General features: G+C 63.5%; 12 protein-coding genes. All 12 read left to right on the top strand.

The window, feature by feature from the left end; all coding sequences use genetic code 11:
* Window positions 1-64 precede the first annotated feature (64 nt).
* Window positions 65-985, top strand: coding sequence for an ABC transporter permease (locus ILT44_RS04910; protein WP_204238453.1), 921 nt, complete (start codon window positions 65-67; stop codon window positions 983-985).
* Between the two features lie 5 nt (window positions 986-990).
* Complete coding sequence (locus tag ILT44_RS04905; protein WP_204238452.1) at window positions 991-1,848, top strand: ABC transporter permease; 858 nt, start codon at window positions 991-993, stop codon at window positions 1,846-1,848.
* Window positions 1,845-3,593, top strand: coding sequence for a M14 family zinc carboxypeptidase (locus tag ILT44_RS04900; protein ID WP_204238451.1), 1,749 nt, complete (start codon window positions 1,845-1,847; stop codon window positions 3,591-3,593). Before ILT44_RS04905 ends, ILT44_RS04900 begins: the two co-directional genes overlap by 4 nt.
* Before the next feature lie 256 nt (window positions 3,594-3,849).
* A complete protein-coding gene (locus ILT44_RS04895) occupies window positions 3,850-6,183 on the top strand; it encodes a glycoside hydrolase family 113 (protein ID WP_204238450.1) in 2,334 nt (777 codons plus the stop codon).
* A gap of 152 nt (window positions 6,184-6,335) precedes the next feature.
* Complete coding sequence (locus ILT44_RS04890) at window positions 6,336-7,679, top strand: erythromycin esterase family protein (protein ID WP_204238449.1); 1,344 nt, start codon at window positions 6,336-6,338, stop codon at window positions 7,677-7,679.
* Between the two features lie 780 nt (window positions 7,680-8,459).
* The gene (gene ettA / locus ILT44_RS04885; RefSeq protein ID WP_204238448.1) at window positions 8,460-10,112 is read left to right on the top strand and encodes an energy-dependent translational throttle protein EttA; all 1,653 of its coding nucleotides are present in this window, start codon (window positions 8,460-8,462) and stop codon (window positions 10,110-10,112) included.
* 239 nt (window positions 10,113-10,351) lie between these two features.
* Window positions 10,352-10,747 carry a hypothetical protein gene (locus tag ILT44_RS04880; RefSeq protein ID WP_204238447.1) on the top strand — a complete coding sequence of 132 codons (396 nt, stop codon included), beginning with the start codon at window positions 10,352-10,354 and terminating at the stop codon, window positions 10,745-10,747.
* 144 nt (window positions 10,748-10,891) lie between these two features.
* A complete protein-coding gene (locus ILT44_RS04875; protein WP_204238446.1) occupies window positions 10,892-12,370 on the top strand; it encodes an AMP nucleosidase in 1,479 nt (492 codons plus the stop codon).
* Between the two features lie 11 nt (window positions 12,371-12,381).
* Window positions 12,382-13,263, top strand: a complete 882-nt coding sequence (locus tag ILT44_RS04870) for a DMT family transporter (protein ID WP_204238445.1) — start codon at window positions 12,382-12,384, stop codon at window positions 13,261-13,263.
* 65 nt (window positions 13,264-13,328) lie between these two features.
* A complete protein-coding gene (locus ILT44_RS04865; RefSeq protein WP_204238444.1) occupies window positions 13,329-14,342 on the top strand; it encodes an ArsR/SmtB family transcription factor in 1,014 nt (337 codons plus the stop codon).
* The gene (gene metF, locus ILT44_RS04860; RefSeq protein ID WP_204238443.1) at window positions 14,342-15,247 is read left to right on the top strand and encodes a methylenetetrahydrofolate reductase [NAD(P)H]; all 906 of its coding nucleotides are present in this window, start codon (window positions 14,342-14,344) and stop codon (window positions 15,245-15,247) included. The genes ILT44_RS04865 and metF overlap by 1 nt, the downstream gene beginning before the upstream one ends.
* A gap of 99 nt (window positions 15,248-15,346) precedes the next feature.
* Window positions 15,347-19,105, top strand: coding sequence for a methionine synthase (gene metH / locus ILT44_RS04855; RefSeq protein WP_204238442.1), 3,759 nt, complete (start codon window positions 15,347-15,349; stop codon window positions 19,103-19,105).
* Window positions 19,106-19,244 lie beyond the last annotated feature (139 nt).

The raw sequence follows: 19,244 nt of genomic DNA, 5'->3' as shown, positions 1-19,244 counted from the left end.
GCCCCGCGCGAGCGGGGCTTCTTTCAAAAAGCAAGACGGTTTAGGATAGGGACGGTATTAAGGAATGGCAGGCTTCATTTTCAAGCGTTTGCTGCAGGCCATCTTTGTGGTCCTGGCCGTGACCCTGATCGTTGCCTTCGCGATCCGGCTGTCCGGCGATCCTGCCATCATGCTCATGGGCGGCGGCAACGTCACCGAAAAGGATCTTGAGAACATCAGGCAGGCACTTGGGCTTAATCGCCCGTTCCTTGTCCAATACCTCAGCTTTCTTGAGGGCATCCTGACAGGCGACTTCGGCAAAAGCTTCATGGGTGGCACCCCTGTCTCCATGCTCATCGCCCGTGCTCTCCCGGCAACGCTGCTGCTGGCCTTCGCATCGCTTATCACATCGATCATTCTTTCCGTACCACTCGGCATCTATGCGGCCGTGAACCGGGGACGCTGGCCGGATCAGCTCATCCGCATCCTGTCGCTGGTGGGCCTGTCCTTCCCGAATTTCTGGCTCGCCATCATGCTGGTGCTCCTGTTCTCCATCGTGCTTGGAGTCCTGCCTCCGAGCGGCATGGAAGGGCCCGAGAGCTTCATTATGCCGGCGCTCACCATGGCGGTCATCCTCACCGCCACCAATGTGCGCCTCGTGCGCACCTCCATGCTGGAGACCCTGTCGCAGCAATACATCATGGTGGCGCGCTCCAAGGGCCTGCGCGACCGTGTCGTGCTCTACAAGCATGCCCTGCGCAACTCGGCCATTCCGCTCGTCACCTATATCGGCCTGCAGTTCGGCGGTCTCATCGGCGGCATCGTGATCGTGGAGCGGGTGTTCAACTGGCCGGGCATGGGCACGCTCGCTTTTGATGCCATCTCCAACCGCGACTATCCGGTGCTCCAGGGCACGATCACCGTGCTGGCGCTCTTCATCGTTCTCATCAACCTTCTGGTCGATATCGCCTACGGGCTGATTGACCCGCGCATCCGGACGGAGTGACGCTCATGGCTGCTGCTCAGGCTATGTCGTCGGCGCGCCGGCACTTCAGATCCCTCGAACTCGTCCTCGGCGTCCTGCTCGCCGGCGGAATGACCCTCGCCGTGCTGTTCTCCGGCCTCCTCTTTCCCGATGGCGGCGAGAGCATGGACCTCATGGCACGGCTCACGCCGCCGTTTCAGAGCCTCGCCCACCCTCTCGGTACGGACCCGCTCGGCCGCGACGTGCTGGCGCGGGTGATCGTCGGCGGCAAGATCTCGCTCACCGTCGGCGTTTTCTCAGTGCTGGGAGCTGTGACTCTGGGAACGTTCATCGGGCTCGTGGCCGGATACTATCGCGGGATCACGGAGATCCTGCTGATGCGCTTTGCCGACATTCAGCTGGCGCTCCCCTTCATCCTGCTCGCGATCATGTTCCTCGCCATTCTGGGAACCGGTGTGGACAAGATCATCTTCTTCATGATCGTCGCGCAATGGGTGCAGTATGCGCGCCTCGTGCGCGGCTCCGTGCTGTCGCTGCGGGACCGTGAGTTCATCCTCTCCGCGCGTGCCATCGGCGTCGGCAACGGACGCATCATCCTCACCCACATCCTGCCCAACGTGCTCGGTCCCATCATCATCCTGATGACCCTGCAGGTGGCCAACAACATCCTGCTCGAAAGCAGCCTGACCTTCCTCGGCCTCGGCGTCGATCCGCTGATCCCGAGCTGGGGCGGCATGCTGGCGGACGGGCGCACCTATCTGCAGACGGCATGGTGGGTCAGCGTCTTCCCGGGACTTGCCATCATGTTCACCGTGCTCGGCCTGAACCTCCTCGGAGATTGGCTGCGCGATCTCCTCGACCCGACAGGACAGACCTCGAAATGACAATTTTGCTCGACGAGCGGATTCCGCGCACTCTCGACAGCCTCGTGCGCGAATGGGGCGGAAGCGACCATCGCGGCATGGTCCTCGAAGCCTGGCTGTTCGAGGACGAGGCGGCGCGTCGCCGCGCCGAGCAGGTCTTTGCCGCATCCGGCATTCATGCCCGCCTGCGCAGCGCCTACAAGCCGCTCGTCCATGCCTTTCTCGAAGAGTTCGACCTGAAGGGCGTGACCCGGGCCATTGTGCGCTATCCGGTGCATGAGAAGGCGGACCGTCTGCGCTTCCTGTCGGAGGCCTATCCTCTGGCCGCCCTGCTCGAGGGCATCGACACGCGCTTCGAGCCCGGCGAGACGGGCCTGACTTATCGGGTCACGCTCGAATATGCGGATGAAAGCGTCGCGGAGCATGAGGTCTTCGCGCCCAACCGCCTGCGCACCAACCATCTCGATCAGGTCGACCTGACCCCGACCGGCTGGCTGAAGGTGACGGGCCGCGCCGATGGAGGGACCGACCTCGACGAGCCGCTCGAGACCGAGATCGAGCAAGTCTTCCACAAGGTGATGTCGACAATCATGGCCCATGAATGGCCTTCAGAAGAGCCTTATGCCGAGACGCTCGCCATCGATGTCACGATACCCGGCATCGAGCGTCCGCTCGATTACGGCGACGAGGTCATGAGCACCCGCGAGGCGCTGCACGAGGACTTCTACTTTTCGATCATCGAGTTCTTCAAGCACCGTTCCGGACGCCCGCCCGAGGATCGCGGCCTGCAGCCGGGCCAGATCGTGCCGGACATCCGCGCCGGCGAGGGCGATGCGCAGGTGCGCGTGAGCCTGCGCTCCTTCGGCACGCCGCAGGATCCTGAGCGGCCGGAGCAGGATATCGAAACGGCGGATGCGGCTCCCAGCCTCGCGCAGATCCATCGCGAGCTTGCCGCGCTCCCTGGTGAAACGTTCGAGGGAATGTCCCGCGAAGGACGTCCCATCCCCGGCATCTACCGGGCCGGATCGCGCCCGGCTGTTCTCGTGACCGGCGGACAGCATGCCAATGAGACCTCGGCTCCGGTCGGCACCTTGAGGGCCGTTCGCCGGCTTTTGGCCAGCCCTGATGCGAACATAGCTTATATCCCCGTCGAGAACCCGGACGGCTACGCGCTGCATGGCCGCCTCTGCGAAGGCAGCCCGCGCCACATGCACCATGCCGCGCGCTATACCTCCCTCGGCAACGATCTGGAATATGGCCGCGCCGAACCCGTCTACGAGATCGGCGCCCGCAACCAGGCGCTGGCGCTGTCGGGCGCACAGCTGCATCTCAATTTCCATGGTTACCCGGCCCATGAATGGACGCGGCCCTTCACGGGCTACCTGCCCCGCGGCTTCGAGCTCTGGACGATCCCGAAGGGCTTCTTCCTGATCATCCGTCATCATCCCGCCTGGGCCGGGACGGCAAGGACCCTGGTCGAGGCCGTCACGAACGGCCTCTCGGCCGTACCGGGTCTGGCCGAATTCAATCGCCGCCAGATCGAGATCTGCTCGATCCATTCGGGCGGCACGCCCTACGAGATCATCAACGACGTGCCTTGCCTCCTGACCTCCGATGAGCGGAATCCGACGCCGCTGACCCTGATTACGGAATTCCCGGACGAGACGATCTACGGGGAGGCCTACCGGTTTGCCCATACGGTTCAGATGGCCACCGTCATTGCCGCCGAGGAAGCTTTTGCCACGATCATGGCCGGCGTTGCCTGAGATGCGCGGCCAGTGGTGATGGCTGCGGCGGAACGACGCTCGCGTTGCGTTACGCACATCGTCTCCTGAGGTGCCCGGAGCGGGAAGGGTGCCATGCGCCTCCAATCCGTCCCGCATCCCCTCTCATGTCTCAAGCAAGGGAGCTTTAACGCTGACTGCCCTTCGCGCTTGCGAGAACATTGCATAAACGTTATATCAAAAGCGTAATTCTATAAGCGCTTTAGCGCTGCTAAGCATTCTCTGAAGGGCTGCCATCATGCCTAAGTTGTTCGATTTCCAGGCCGAAAGCCTTCCCTCCTGGTGGGACGGCAATTTCCGGATGCCGTGGACTCGGACGAATCTCGACCTGATCCAGGGCGATGGCGCCTCGCAGGTCGTAATCGTCCCGACCGTGTATATGGACAGCCTGACATCGACCCGCGTGTACCGCGACAACGGCGACCCCGGCGGATACAACACCGACAACGCTCCCCGCACGGAAAGCGACGGCTCGATCGAGGCCGCGATCAACTATGCCAAGAGCCGCGGGCTCGAGATCATCTTCAAGCTTCATGTCAACGTCCAGAACGGCGACTGGAATGCCCTGATCGGTCCGCCTGAAGGCTCTACCCCGGCTCAGGCCAAGCAGTGGGCGGACAATTGGTTCGCGTCCTACAAAGAAGCCGTGGTGCATTACGCCAGGCTCGCGCAGAAGAACGGCGTGACGGCTTTCGCCATCGGCAACGAATGCGAGAGCATGACGGGCGACAACTACCGCGAGTATTGGGTCGATATCATCGATGCCGTGCGCGAGGTCTACGACGGCCAGCTGACCTATGCCGCGACCTGGACCGAGGCGCTCCATGTGAGCTTTTGGGACAAGCTCGATTACATCGGCGCCAACCCTTACATCTCGTTTACCGATAGTCCCAACCCGACCTTGCAGCAGCTGATTGACGGTTGGACCAGGCCGTCGAAGTTCGGACATGTCAGCCAGCCGATTGTCGAAAGGTTCGGAGAGAACATTTCGGCCATCGATGCGTTGCAGCGGATCGCCGAGCAGTATGGCAAGAAGCTGATCTTCACCGAGACCGGTTTCCGCAGCCTCGACGGCAGCAACTACGATCCCTGGACCTGGCGCAGCGGCACGGTCGATGTCGTCGAGCAGGCCAACATGTTCCAAGCCTTCTACAAGATCATCACCGACGAGGCCAACGAAGGCTGGGTCGGCGGCTACTGGCTGTGGAACTACGATGCGGGCCAGATGGTGGCCGATCCCAGCCCGGATGACGGCTACTATACCCACGGCAAGCTGGCCGACCAGCTCGTCGAGCAGTATTTCAAGGATCCTCAATCGGTGAAGGGCAGGCTGATTTCAGGCACGGCCGCCGGTGACGTGCTGAGAGGCGGGTTCAACAACGACACGCTTGTCGGAGCAGGCGGCAACGATACCCTGCAGGGCAATGCCGGTGCGGATGTCTATGTCTATGCTGGCGGCGAGGGCAACGACACGATCCTCGGCTTCGACCCTGGGCAGGGCGACCGGATCGTCCTGAACAACGTCGGCACCCGCTTCACGGACCTGCAGATTCATCAGGTCGGCGGTGGCTATGTCATCGCTTTCGCGGATGGCGGCAGCCTCACGATCATGACGTCAGCGGCGCCGACAGCCGAGTGGTTCATGTTCAACGGCACCGGACCGGCGGGCGCTTCCACGAAGCCGTCCCCCGGCAACGACGAGATTACCGGAACGGACAAGGCCAATGTCATCAAGGCCCAGGATGGCGATGATGTCATCAACGGCCTCGGCGGCAACGACAATCTGAGCGGTCAGAACGGCGACGACACCGTCTATGGCGGCGCCGGCAACGATGCTCTCTACGGCAATGACGGCGACGATTATATGGAGGGCGATTCAGGCAACGACCGCCTCTATGGCGGCAACGGTCTCGATATCCTCTATGGCGGAGCGGGCAACGACCAGCTGCGCGGTGAGGACGGCGACGACATGCTGTATGGTGATGACGGCATCGACATGCTTCGCGGCGGCAATGGCTACGATCTTCTCGATGGCGGCAAAGGCAACGACAAGCTCTACGGCGAAGCCGGCGATGACCGGCTTGAGGGCGGCGGCGGCAGCGACATCATCCAGGGTGGGGCCGGCAACGACACTATCAAGGGCGACAATATGTCGGACCCTGCCGGCAACGACAAGCTCTATGGCGGCGATGGCAAGGATGTGATCTCCGGCTGGTTCGGTGCCGATCAGATCTGGGGCGGCTCAGGCGACGATGTTCTCGACCCTGGAGCCGGCAACGACAAGCTCTGGGGCGGTTCGGGCTCCGATCGCTATGTCTTCAATTCCGATATGGGCCAGGACATCGTCTACGACTTCAAGGTGAATCAGAAAGAGCTTCTGCTCATCCGTCACAACATCAACCATTCCGGCATCGTCGATTTCGCCACGCTCAAGCCGCACATGAAGCAGGTGGGCAAGAACGTCGTGATGGATCTCGGGACGGGTGAGTGGCTGAAGGGCGACGACCAGCTCACGCTGGCCAATGTCCGGCTGAAGGATCTGAAGGCCGAGCACTTCTATTTCTACTGGTAGGCTGCTTCTGCAGAGGAGTGCTCGCATCAGCCGGGGTTCATGCCCCGGCTGTTTCGTTTTCTCGGACGATGCGCGAGCGGGAACAAGGCGAGTCCTGCTGCCGTTTTCGGCCAGAGCCGGGCATCGCGGCCCGGATGGCGGGAGGTGATCCCATGGCCCGTTTGTCCTGGAAGCAGAGCGAGAATGAAGCCTCGATCAAGGACGCCGTTGATCGTGTGCGCGAGCACGGCGAGTCCCTGCCGCCGATCGAGGATGAGCAGGCCTTCGGCGCCATGTTCGATCGCTTTGCCGACGCCAAGGTGGTGCTCTTAGGCGAAGCGACCCACGGCACCTCGGAATTCTACCGGGCCCGCGCCGCCATCACGAAGCGCCTGATCGAGCACCATGGCTTCACCATCGTGGCGGTGGAGGCCGACTGGCCCGACGCGGCCCGGATCGATTCTTACGTGCGCCACCGCTCTGTTCCCGACGGCGACGACGTGGCCTTCGAGCGCTTCCCCACCTGGATGTGGCGCAATGAAGAGGTGGCCGATTTCGTCAACTGGATGCGCGAGCACAACAAGGAGCGTGCGGAAGACGAGCGGGCCGAGTTCCGCGGGCTCGATGTCTACAGCCTGAACTCCTCGATCCGCTCCGTTCTCGAATATCTCGACAAGGTCGATCCGGAGGCCGCGAAAGAGGCGAGGGGACGCTATGGCTGCCTGAGCCCCTGGCAGTCCGATCCGGCCCGCTATGGCCGCGCCGTTCTCACCGGGCAGAAGAAGCCCTGTGACGAGGCTCTGTTGCACCAGCTCCAGACGATCCTCGACAAACGAATGGACTATCTTCCGGCAGACGGGGGCGAGGCCTTCTTCGATGCGGTCCAGAACGCCAAGATCGTCCACGCGGCCGAGCACTACTACCGCATCATGTACGAGGGCGCGACGGAGTCCTGGAACCTGCGCGACCGGCACATGTTCGAGACGCTCCAGAGCCTTCTCGCCCGGCGCGACAACGCCAAGGCCGTCGTCTGGGCGCACAACTCCCATATCGGCAATGCCGCCGCCACCGCCATGGGCTGGCAGGGCGAGTTCAACATCGGCGAACTCTGCCGCAAGGCCTATCGCGGAGATGCGGTTCTCATCGGGCTCAGTACGGATCGCGGGACCGTGGCGGCTGCCGACGACTGGGACGAGCCGATGCAGGTCAAGAGCGTCCGCCCGGCGCGGCCGGACAGCCACGAGCGGATCTTCCGGGATACGGGCCTCGGCTGCTTCCTCACCGAATGGCGCGAAAACGGCCAGGCCGAGCTGACGGAGGTTCTCTCGCGGCCGCGCCTGGAGCGGGCCATCGGGGTGGTCTACCGCCCTGAAACGGAACTCTACAGCCACTACTTCGAAGCGGTCCTCGCCGAGCAATTCGACGCCTTCGTCTGGTTCGAGGAGACCAGGGCCGTTACCCCGCTGAGCCATGCCCATGGCAGGGGCATGCCGGAGACCTACCCGTTCGGGCTTTGACACTCATCCGGCTGTGTCACCGTCCTCGTCATCCCCGTTCCCGGACTTGATCCGGGGATCCACATCTTTGTCTTCCCTTCCCCTCATCCTGAGGAGCAGACGCAATCCGCGTCTCGAAGGAGGCTCCAGAGCGCACTGTCCGATCCCAACTCCCTCCACCGTCATGGCCGGGCTTGTCCCGGCCATCCCGATCCTGTGAAGCTCAGCGCCCCATGCCATCGAGATCACCGGCACAAGGCCGGTGATGACGCGAGAGGAGCAGTAAGAGCCTGCGCAATGTTCTTACTTTGTTCTTGACAGAATTCCCAACCTCGGCTATATCGTTGTCTTAGATCTGGTCCTGTCGAGGGGCGCGCTCGCGAGGCGTCGCAGTGCGGGAGCAGACACGGTCCTGTGGTGCAGCCTCGCACGCTCACCGACAGGAGGCCCAGGCTTTCGTGCCGGTGGTCGGAATCGGTTCAAGGCCCCCGTCGAGCAGACGGACCCCGCCTTGAGCGGTCACCGGGCTGGCACCGCTTGTCCGCCTAAACAAGCCGTGCGCGAAGAGGCATCTCGGCTCTTCCATCTCACACCATCCATCATCGAGCCGGGCTGCCCGTCGCGCCGCCCTCGATCTCCCCGCAAGGCTCGCAGCTTAGGCTGCGGGCCCCAAGGTGCTGGCTGTTTGGAACTCTGCTGGCGATGAACCCGCGGCGACACTCCCCCGCCTTGCCCCGGTCGTCCGCCCCTGCTAACTGACGGCCAACTCCATTCACATCTCGATCAAACAGGGCTTTTTCCGTGTCCCGTCAATTCATCTACCACATGCGTGGCCTCACCAAGACCTATTCGGGCGGCAAGAAGGTCCTGGACAATATCCATCTCTCCTTCTACCCGGACGCCAAGATCGGCGTGCTCGGCGTCAATGGCTCCGGTAAGTCGACGCTTTTGCGCATCATGGCCGGCACCGATACGGACTGGAACGGCGAAGGCTGGGTCGCCGAGGGGGCCCGCGTCGGCTACCTGCCGCAGGAGCCGCAGCTCGATCCGTCGAAGAACGTTCGTGAGAACGTCATGGAGGGCGTGGCCGCCAAGAAGGCCATCCTCGACCGCTACAACGAGCTCGCCATGAACTACTCCGAGGAGACGGCGGACGAGATGACCCGCCTCCAGGACGAGATCGAAGCCAAGGGGCTGTGGGATCTCGATTCCCAGGTCGATCAGGCCATGGACGCCCTGCGCTGCCCGCCGGACGACTGGTCCGTGGACAAGCTCTCGGGCGGCGAGCGCCGCCGCGTGGCCCTGTGCAAGCTGCTCCTGGAACAGCCGGAACTGCTGCTCCTCGACGAGCCCACCAACCACCTCGACGCCGAGACCACCGCCTGGCTCGAAGGTCATCTGCGCAGCTATCCGGGTGCGATCCTGATCGTCACCCACGACCGCTACTTCCTCGACAACGTGACCGGCTGGATCCTCGAGCTCGACCGTGGCCGGGGCATTCCCTACGAGGGCAATTACTCGTCCTGGCTCGAGCAGAAGCAGAAGCGTCTGGAGCAGGAAGGCCGTGAGGACGAGGCGCACAAGCGCACCATCGAGCGCGAGCGCGAGTGGGTGTCGGCCTCGCCGAAGGCCCGTCAGGCCAAGTCGAAGGCCCGTATCCAGCGCTACGAGGACCTCGTGGCCAAGGCCAACGAGAAGGGGCCGACGACCGCCCAGATCATCATCCCGATCGCGGAGCGCCTGGGCAACAACGTGATCGAGTTCGACAATCTCAAGAAGGCTTTCGGCGACAAGCTCTTGATCGACGGCCTGTCCTTCAAGCTGCCTCCGGGCGGCATCGTCGGCATCATCGGGCCGAACGGCGCCGGCAAGACCACGCTCTTCCGCATGATCACAGGGCAGGAGCAGCCGGACGATGGCTCCATTAAGATCGGCGAGAGCGTGAAGCTCGGATACGTCGACCAGAGCCGCGACTCGCTCGATGCCAACAAGACCCTCTATGAGGAGATTTCGGGCGGCAACGAGGTGCTCTATCTCGGCAAGCGCGAGATCAATGCCCGCGCCTATTGCGGCGCCTTCAACTTCAAGGGCTCCGACCAGCAGAAGAAGGTCGGCGTGCTCTCGGGCGGCGAACGCAACCGCGTGCATCTCGCCAAGATCCTGAAGTCGGGTTCGAACGTCCTGCTCCTCGACGAGCCGACCAACGATCTCGACGTGGATACCCTGCGTGCCCTCGAAGAGGCGCTGGAGGATTATGCGGGCTGCGCCGTCATCATCTCGCACGACCGCTGGTTCCTCGACCGCATCGCCACCCACATCCTCGCCTTCGAGGGTGACAGCCATGTGGAATGGTTCGAGGGCAACTTCGCCGATTACGAAGAGGACAAGAAGCGCCGCCTCGGAACCGACTCCACGATCCCCCACAGGATCAAGTACAAGAAGTTCGCGCGGTAACCGCCGTGGGGACGACCCTCATCACAGGCATGGGACGCGGAATCGGGCGCGAGTTCGCCCGCGTTCTTTCATTTTAGACAGACTTGGTATTCCACCAGCGAGCGCTAAGGATCCTGCAGTAACGCCAACAAAGCCTTCAGCCTGAGTTCATGTCCTCTAGGATAAGTTCTCGATACTAAGGCAGCGAAGATGCGTATGAGACGTGGTCTCCCAATCGTCGTTGCCTCGTGGAGGGTCACATGGTCTGCACGAAGAAGGTTTTTGCTGTGGGGGCGGCCGCTCTGGTCATAGGCGGCTCTCTGATGATTACGACTCCTGCGACCGCAGGTGAATCGACCGGTCGCTGGCGCAACGGAATGGTCGCGGGCCCCTATGGCCCAGGCTATTACGGGCAGCGCCATGCGTACCGGCCTCACTACGGCTATCGTCGTCACAACAATGGTGGCGCGGTTGCTGCCGGTGTGATTGGAGGGCTCGCTCTGGGTGCGCTGGCATCCTCTGCCTATGCCGCCCCGGCCTATCCAAGCTACTACGGCGCGGGCGCCTATGCGGCACCTTCGTGCTATATGGTCCGGCGGCGCTTTGTGGACGAGTGGGGACGCGTGATCATTCGCCGGGAACAGATCTGCGAATAAGGACGCCTCCCACCATTGATCTCCGGGATGCCGAAGGAATTCGGCATCCTTACCTTTAGTAATCGGGGCTTCCACAAGGCAGTTGGGTTATCTGACGAAACAGTGTATGACCCTTGAGGCACGAGACAAAAGAAGAGAGTCCACGTGCCAGCCGATCATATTTCCAGCTTTGAATCCGTCGCAACGCCCGAAGAGGCCGTCGAGCGGCTCATCCAGCTCCATGACAGCGCCATCGAGGCGCAGCGCCACGCGCTGGAGCACTTCTTCGCCACCGGCACGGCCCCTACACCCCTCGAACGATCCCGCTTCCGCTATCCGGAGCTGCGCCTCGATTATCGGGCATCCTCGGTGCCGCCGATCAAGCAGCGCGCCTATGCCAAGTTCCAGGGGGCTGGGACCTATGCGACCACCATCACCCAGCCGGCCTTCTATCGGACCTATCTGCTGGAACAGCTGCAATATCTGGTGCGCGATTATGGCGCCACCATCGCGGTCGGGGTCAGCGACCAGGAGATCCCTTACCCTTACGTCTTCGAGCGGGGCGACGAGCTGGGCCGGGGGGCGCATTCCGCCTCCGAGCTCGCGCAGCACTTCCCGACGCCGCTTCTCGCCAAGGTCGGCGACGAAATCGCTGACGGCACCTGGCTTTTCCATGAGAACGAGGCGCGCCCCCTTGCCCTCTTCGATGCGGCGCGGGTGGATTACTCGCTGCGCCGCCTCGTGCACTATACGGGCAGCGACTGGCGCTGCCTTCAGCCCTGGATCCTGCTGACCAATTACCACCGCTATGTGGACCAGTTCATCCGCTGGGCCGTGAAGGAGCTGGCCGACGAGAACGGGCCTTACACGCGTCTCGTCCTGCCGGGCGGCGTCAGCATCGAGCGGGGCTTGGACGCGACGACGGTCGAGGACCTGATCGGCTCTTCGCCGTGGCACCGGTTCCAGATGCCCGCCTATCATCTCATGCGCAGGGACGGGCAGGGCGTGACCCTGGTCAATATCGGCGTCGGCCCGTCGAATGCGAAGAACATCACGGATCACCTCGCCGTGCTGCGCCCCCATTGCTGGCTGATGGTCGGCCACTGCGGGGGCCTGCGCCAGTCGCAATCCATCGGCGATTATGTGCTCGCTCACGGCTATCTCCGGCGCGACCACATTCTCGACAGCGCCGTGCCGCCGGAGATCCCGATCCCGGCCCTGGCCGAGATCCAGGTCGCCCTGCAGGATGCGGCGGTCCAGGTGACCGGTGAGCGTGGCGAGGAGCTGAAGCGGCGCCTGCGCACAGGCACGGTCGTGACCTACGACGACCGGAACTGGGAGCTGCGCTGGAGCCAGGAGCGGCGCCAGATCAATCTCTCCCGGGCCATCGCGGTCGACATGGAAAGCGGCACCATCGCGGCACAAGGGTATCGCCTGCGCGTGCCCTACGGAACTCTGCTCTGCGTCTCCGACAAGCCCTTGCATGGGGAGATCAAGCTGCCGGGTGCGGCCAATGCCTTCTACGAACGCGCGGTGAGCGAGCATCTCATGATCGGCCTAGCGGCCCTCGACATCCTCAGAGGGCAGCGCACGTCACTGCATTCTCGCAAGCTGCGCAGCTTCGACGAACCGCCCTTCCGGTAAGCCGACACTCGATGTCCCGCGAGAGCTTTGGCCTGCTTCTAGGCTTCGTCGGCATGTGCGTTTTTGCGGGCACGCTGCCCTTTACGCATATCGCCGTCGAGCATCTGAGCCCGCTCTTCGTCACGGCAGGCCGGGCCGCGCTCGCGGGATTTCTGGCGCTGGCGACGGTCCTTCTCCTGCGCAGGCCCTGGCCGTCGCGGCGCCAGGCCTGCGCCCTGGCGCTCGTCGCCCTGTGTCTGGTCGGGGGCTTTCCGGGATTTACCGCACTCGCCATGCAGAGTGTCCCGGCATCCCATGGCGGCGTGGTGCTCGGCATCCTGCCGCTTGCCACCTCCGTCATCAGCACCCTGATCGCGGGCGAGCGCCCAAGCCCGGCCTTCTGGGTGGCAGCTCTGGCCGGGGCGGCTCTCGTCATCGGTTTCACCTTGCAGGAAGGTGGCGGCTCCTTGGGGCAAGGAGATGTCTTCCTTCTCGGTGCGGCCCTGTCGTCGGCCCTGGGCTACGTGCTCTCCGGCAAGCTGGTTCGTGCGGGCATCCCCGGCTGGGAGGTGATCTCCTGGGTTCTGGTCGTCGCCCTGCCGGTCACGATCCCCGTGGCGCTCTGGAGCATGCCGGAGGAGCCGGGGACTATTCCCGCCTGGAGCTGGATCAGCTTCGCCTATGTCGCCCTCATGAGCCAATATCTCGGCTTTTTCGCCTGGAATGCGGGGCTTGCCATCGGCGGCATCGCCCATGTCAGCCAGGTTCAGCTCCTGCAGACCTTCGTCACCTTGATGATTGCCTCCGTCCTCAACCGCGAGGCCATCCCGCTCTCCGCCTGGCTTGTCGCCGGAGCCGTACTTGTGCTCGTCATCCTGGCAGGACAGGCGAAGGTTGCCCGAGAAAAGTCCTAACTGTCCTTGCTCTCGTTCCAAAACACATATAAATATATCTTTATATGTAAGAGCGAGATTTGTCCGTGCCTGACACCCCGTCTCCATCCCTGGACCTGACCCTGGACGTGCTGCGGGCCGCTGCCGAGGAGACGCGCCTGCGGATGCTGGCGCTTCTGACGGAGGGGGAGCTCTCCGTTTCCGACCTCACCGATATCCTGGGGCAGTCCCAGCCGCGCATCTCCCGCCACCTGAAGCTCCTCGCCGAAGCGGGCCTTGTGGAACGGCACCGGGAAGGGGCCTGGGCTTTCTTCCGGCTCACCGACCGGGGAGCGGCCCTGCGCATCATCCGCCCGATCCTGGAGAGCCTCGACCGTACCGATCCGCAATTGCTGGAGGACCGCACCCGGCTCGAGGCCGTGCGTACGCAGCGTGCGCAGGCGGCGCAGGCCTTCTTCTCGCGTCTCGCTCCAGAATGGGACCGGATCCGTTCCCTTCACGCGCCGGAGACCGTGGTCGAGGCAGCCGTGCTTGATGCGCTGGGACCGCGCCAGATCCGCAACCTCGTCGATCTCGGCACCGGCACCGGCCGCATGCTGCAGCTGCTGGCACCCCGCGCCCAGCGCACGGTCGGGTTGGATGCCAGCCATGCCATGCTCTCCGTCGCCCGTGCCAATCTGGAAAAGGCCGGTTTGAGAGGCATTGAGCTGCGGCAGGGGGACATCTACGCACCCCCGTTCCCCCGCAACACCTTCGACCTCGTCGTCATCCATCAGGTCCTGCACTATCTCGACGATCCGGCTCGCGCGATCCGCGAGGCCGCGCGCCTCGTGGCGCCTGGCGGGCGCATCCTCGTGGTGGATTTCGCGCCGCATAACCTCGAATTCCTGCGTGAGGCGCAGGAGCATCGCCGCCTCGGCTTTGCTCCGGCTCAGGTCGCCGGTTGGCTCGACGAGGCGGGGCTCGACTGCACGCTCAACCGGGAGATCGCTCCGCCCAAGAAGGGCGACGAGCATCTGACCGTTTCCCTTTGGCTTGGCCAGGATCGCCGTGTGGTGACGGATTGGCCCTTGAGTGAACCCGACAGAGAGGTCGCCTGATGTCACCGCTCACCCTTCGCCCCAGCCGGCAGGTTTCCTGTCCGATCAAGGTGTCCTTCGAGTTCTTCCCGCCCAAGACGCCGGAGATGGAGACGACGCTCTGGTCCTCCATCCAGCGTCTGGCCCCGCTCAACCCGCAATTCGTCTCCGTCACCTACGGCGCAGGCGGCTCCACCCGCGAGCGTACCCATGCGACTGTGTCCCGCCTCGTGCAGGAAACGCAGCTGAAGCCTGCGGCTCATCTAACCTGCGTTGCCGCGACCAACGAGGAAGTGGACGATGTCGTACGCTCCTATTGGGATGCGGGCGTGCGCCACATCGTGGCTTTGCGCGGCGATCCGGTGGGCGGCATCGGCACCGTCTACGAGCCGCATCCGGGCGGCTACCGGCAGACCTGCGACCTCGTTGCCGGCATCAAGGCCATCGGCGACTTCGAGGTCTCCGTCTCGGCCTATCCGGAAAAGCATCCGGAGGCCTCGTCGCTCGATGCGGATATCGACGTGCTGCAGGCCAAGGTCGATTGCGGCGCTGACCGCGCCATCACGCAGTTCTTCTTCGATAACGATCACTACTTCCGGTATCTCGACCGGGTGCGCGCCCGCGGCATCAACATCCCGATCGTGCCCGGCATCGTGCCGGTGCAGAATTTCAAGCAGACGGCGAACTTCGCCTCCAAGACCGGCGCGAGCATCCCGGACTGGCTGGCGGCCCGCTTCGAAGGCTTGGAGAACGATGTGGAGACCCGCAGGCTCGTCGCGGCAGCGGTCGCGGCGGAGCAGGTGATCGATCTGGTCGACCGCGGGGTGGGCGAGTTCCACTTCTACACCATGAACCGTGCCGATCTGGTCTATGCCATCTGCCACCTTCTCGGATTGCGCGACCAGAGCGTGAAGGCTGCCGCCTGACAAGCCTCCGATGTCCGGCACAGGCATCTGCCTGTACCACAATCGAAATCAACATCGACGGTCGGGCAAACCGGTCGCGGTGCAACGAGAACAGATCGAATGACTGCATTCAATCCTCGCCCCGCCAACGGCACCGATGTGCTCAAGGCCCTCCGTGAAGCCGCTTTGACGCGGATCCTTGTGCTTGACGGCGCGATGGGGACGGAGCTGCAGCGCTCACGCTTCTCCGAAGAGGACTTTCGCGGGCAGCGCTTCAAGGACTGGAAGCAGGACGTCAAGGGCAACAACGACCTCCTGATCCTCACGCAGCCCGATGCGGTGCGCGATGTACACCTCGCCTATTTCCTGGCAGGCGCCGACATCGTCGAGACCAACACCTTCTCCGGCACATCCATCGCGCAGGCCGATTACGGCATGGAGGAGATCGTCTACGAGCTGAACGTCGAGGGTGCACGCCTCGCCCGCGAGGCTGCGCTGTTGGCCGAGAAGCAGGATGGCCGTCGTCGCTTCGTGGCAGGCGCCGTCGGCCCGACGAACCGCACGCTCTCCATCTCGCCCGACGTGAACAATCCCGGCTACCGCGCGGTCACCTTCGATCAGGTGCGCGAAGCTTACGCCGAGCAGGTGAGGGGGCTCGTCGATGGCGGCTCGGAGATCATCCTCATCGAGACGATCTTCGACACGCTGAACGCCAAAGCCGCCATCGTCGCGACCCATCAGGTCTTCGCCGAAAAGAACGTGAAGTTGCCCGTGATGATCTCGGGCACGATTACGGATCTGTCCGGCCGCACGCTTTCAGGCCAGACGCCCACCGCCTTCTGGCATTCAGTGCGGCATGCGGAGCCGTTCTCCATCGGCCTCAACTGCGCCCTCGGTGCGCGCGAGATGCGCGCGCACATCCAGGAAATCGGCAAGGTCGCGGATACCCTGGTCTGCGCCTATCCCAATGCCGGCCTGCCGAACGAGTTCGGTCTCTATGACGAGCGCCCGGAGGCAACCGCCTCCATGCTGGCGGAGTTTGCCGATGCGGGCCTCGTGAACGTGGTCGGCGGCTGCTGCGGAACGACGCCGGAGCACATCCGCGCCATTGCCGAGTCCGTTGCCGGCAAGGCGCCGCGCAATGTGCCGAAGATGAAGCCGCTCATGCGCCTGGCGGGCCTCGAGCCCTTCACGCTCACGTCCGACATTCCCTTCGTGAATGTGGGCGAGCGGACGAACGTCACGGGCTCCGCCAAGTTCCGCAAGCTCATCACCAACAATGATTACGCCGCCGCCCTCGACGTGGCGCGGGATCAGGTGGCGAACGGCGCACAGATCATCGACGTCAACATGGACGAGGGCCTGCTCGATTCCGAGAAGGCCATGGTGGAGTTCCTCAATCTCGTGGCCGCCGAGCCCGACATCGCCCGCGTGCCGGTGATGGTCGATTCCTCCAAGTTCCATGTGATCGAGGCCGGCCTGAAGTGCCTTCAGGGCAAGGCCATCGTGAACTCGATCTCCATGAAGGAAGGCGAGGAGTCTTTCATCGAGCACGCGAAGATCTGTCGCTCCTATGGCGCCGCCGTCGTGGTGATGGCGTTCGACGAGCAGGGGCAGGCGGATACCTTGGAACGTAAGGTCGAGATCTGCACTCGCGCCTACAAGATCCTGACTGAGCAAGTGGGCTTCCCGCCGGAAGACATCATCTTCGATCCGAACGTGTTCGCGGTCGCTACGGGAATCGAGGAACACAACGGTTACGGCGTCGCCTTCATTGAGGCGGTGCGCATCATCCGCGAGAGCCTGCCGCATGCCCATATCTCGGGCGGCGTGTCGAACCTGTCCTTCTCGTTCCGCGGCAACGAGCCCGTGCGCGACGCCATGCATTCCGTATTCCTGTTCCACGCCATCAAGGTCGGCATGGATATGGGCATCGTCAATGCCGGCCAGCTTGCCGTTTATGACGAGATCGATGCCGAGCTTCGCGAACTGTGTGAGGACGTGGTGCTCAACCGCCGCCCCGATGCCACCGAACGCCTGCTGGAAGCAGCGCCCCGCTTCAAGGGAGACGGCTCCGGCGCCGTAAAGGCGGCTGATCTGGAATGGCGCTCGTGGGCCGTCGGGAAGCGCATCGAACATGCGCTCGTCAACGGCATCACGGAGTTCATCGAGCAGGATACGGAAGAGGCGCGCCAGGGCGTGGAGCGTCCGCTGCACGTGATCGAAGGCCCGCTCATGGCGGGCATGAACGTGGTCGGCGATCTCTTCGGTGCCGGAAAGATGTTCCTGCCGCAGGTGGTGAAGTCCGCCCGCGTGATGAAGCAGGCTGTTGCCTATCTCATGCCGTTCATGGAAGCCGAGAAGGCGGCCAACGGCGCAGCTACCGAACGCTCGGCCGCCGGCAAGGTGCTGATGGCGACTGTGAAGGGCGACGTGCACGACATCGGCAAGAACATCGTCGGAGTTGTGCTCGCCTGCAACAACTACGAAGTCATCGACCTAGGCGTCATGGTGCCGGCGCAGAAGATCCTGGACACGGCACGCAAGGAGAAGGTCGATATCATCGGCCTCTCGGGCCTCATCACGCCCTCGCTCGACGAGATGGTGAACGTGGCAAGCGAGATGGAGCGCGAGGGCTTCGACATCCCGCTGCTCATCGGCGGCGCGACCACGAGCCGCGTGCATACGGCGGTCAAGATCCACCCGAACTATCATAAGGGCCAGGCGGTCTACGTGACCGATGCAAGCCGCGCGGTCGGCGTCGTGTCCTCGCTGCTCTCGTCCGACATGAAGGACGGCTATGTGGAGACGCTGCGCGCCGAATACCGGAAGGTGGCGGATGCGCATGCGCGCTCGGAAGCGGACAAGCAGCGCCTCTCGATCGGGAAGGCACGTGCCAACAAGCTGACATTCGACTGGGCCTCGTATCAGCCGCCCAAGCCCACCTTCACCGGCGCGCGCGTGTTCCGCAGCTACGATGTCGGCGAGTTGGTGCCCTATATCGACTGGACGCCGTTCTTCCAGACATGGGAGCTCAAGGGCCGTTTCCCGGCGATCCTCGACGACGAGAAGCAGGGCGAGGCCGCGCGCCAGCTTTGGGACGATGCCCAGGGCATGCTCAAGCAGCTCGTCGAGGAGCGGTGGTTCAACCCGAAGGCCGTGATCGGCTTCTGGCCTGCCAATGCGGTGGGCGACGATATCCGGCTCTTCACAGGCGAGAGCCGCAGCGAAGAGCTCGCGACATTCCATGGTCTGCGCCAGCAGCTCTCCAAGCGCGACGGCAAGCCGAATATCTGTCTTTCGGATTTCGTGGCGCCCGTCGAGAGCGGAAAGCCCGATTGGATCGGCACCTTCGTGGTGACCTCCGGCATCGAAGAAGTCCGCATTGCGGAAAGATTCGAGCGTGCCAACGACGATTACCGCTCGATCATGGTGAAGGCGCTGGCCGACCGCATCGCGGAAGCTTTCGCCGAGCGCATGCATGAGCGCGTGCGCAGAGAATTCTGGGCCTACGCGCCGGACGAGAACCTCACCAACGAGGGCTTGATCGGCGAGGAGTACCAGGGCATCCGCCCCGCTCCCGGCTATCCCGCACAGCCCGACCACACCGAGAAGGCAACGCTCTTCAGCCTCCTCGAAGCCGAACGCCGTATCGGCGTCACGCTCACCGAGTCCTACGCCATGTGGCCCGGCTCCTCCGTCTCGGGCCTCTACTTGTCGCATCCGCAATCCTATTACTTCGGCGTCGCCAAGGTCGAGCGCGATCAGGTGGAAGACTACGCCGAGCGCAAGGGCATGAGCGTGGCCGAGGTCGAGCGCTGGCTCGGCCCCATCCTCAACTACGATCCGGCGAGCTACCGGGTGATGGCGGCGGAGTAAAATTTACCCACGTGTCATCCCTGACGAAGCGTCAGCGGAGATCTGGGATCGTTCATAGAACATTTTCGTCATGGCCGGGCTTGTCCCGGCTATCTCGATTCAAAAAGGCGCAGCGCTCTTCTTGATCGGGATCACCGGC

The organism is Microvirga arvi (genome assembly GCF_016892765.1).
Taxonomy (GTDB): Bacteria; Pseudomonadota; Alphaproteobacteria; order Rhizobiales; family Beijerinckiaceae; genus Microvirga; species Microvirga arvi.
Note: the sequence above shows the minus strand (reverse complement) of the source record. Positions and strands in the feature narration are given on the sequence as shown.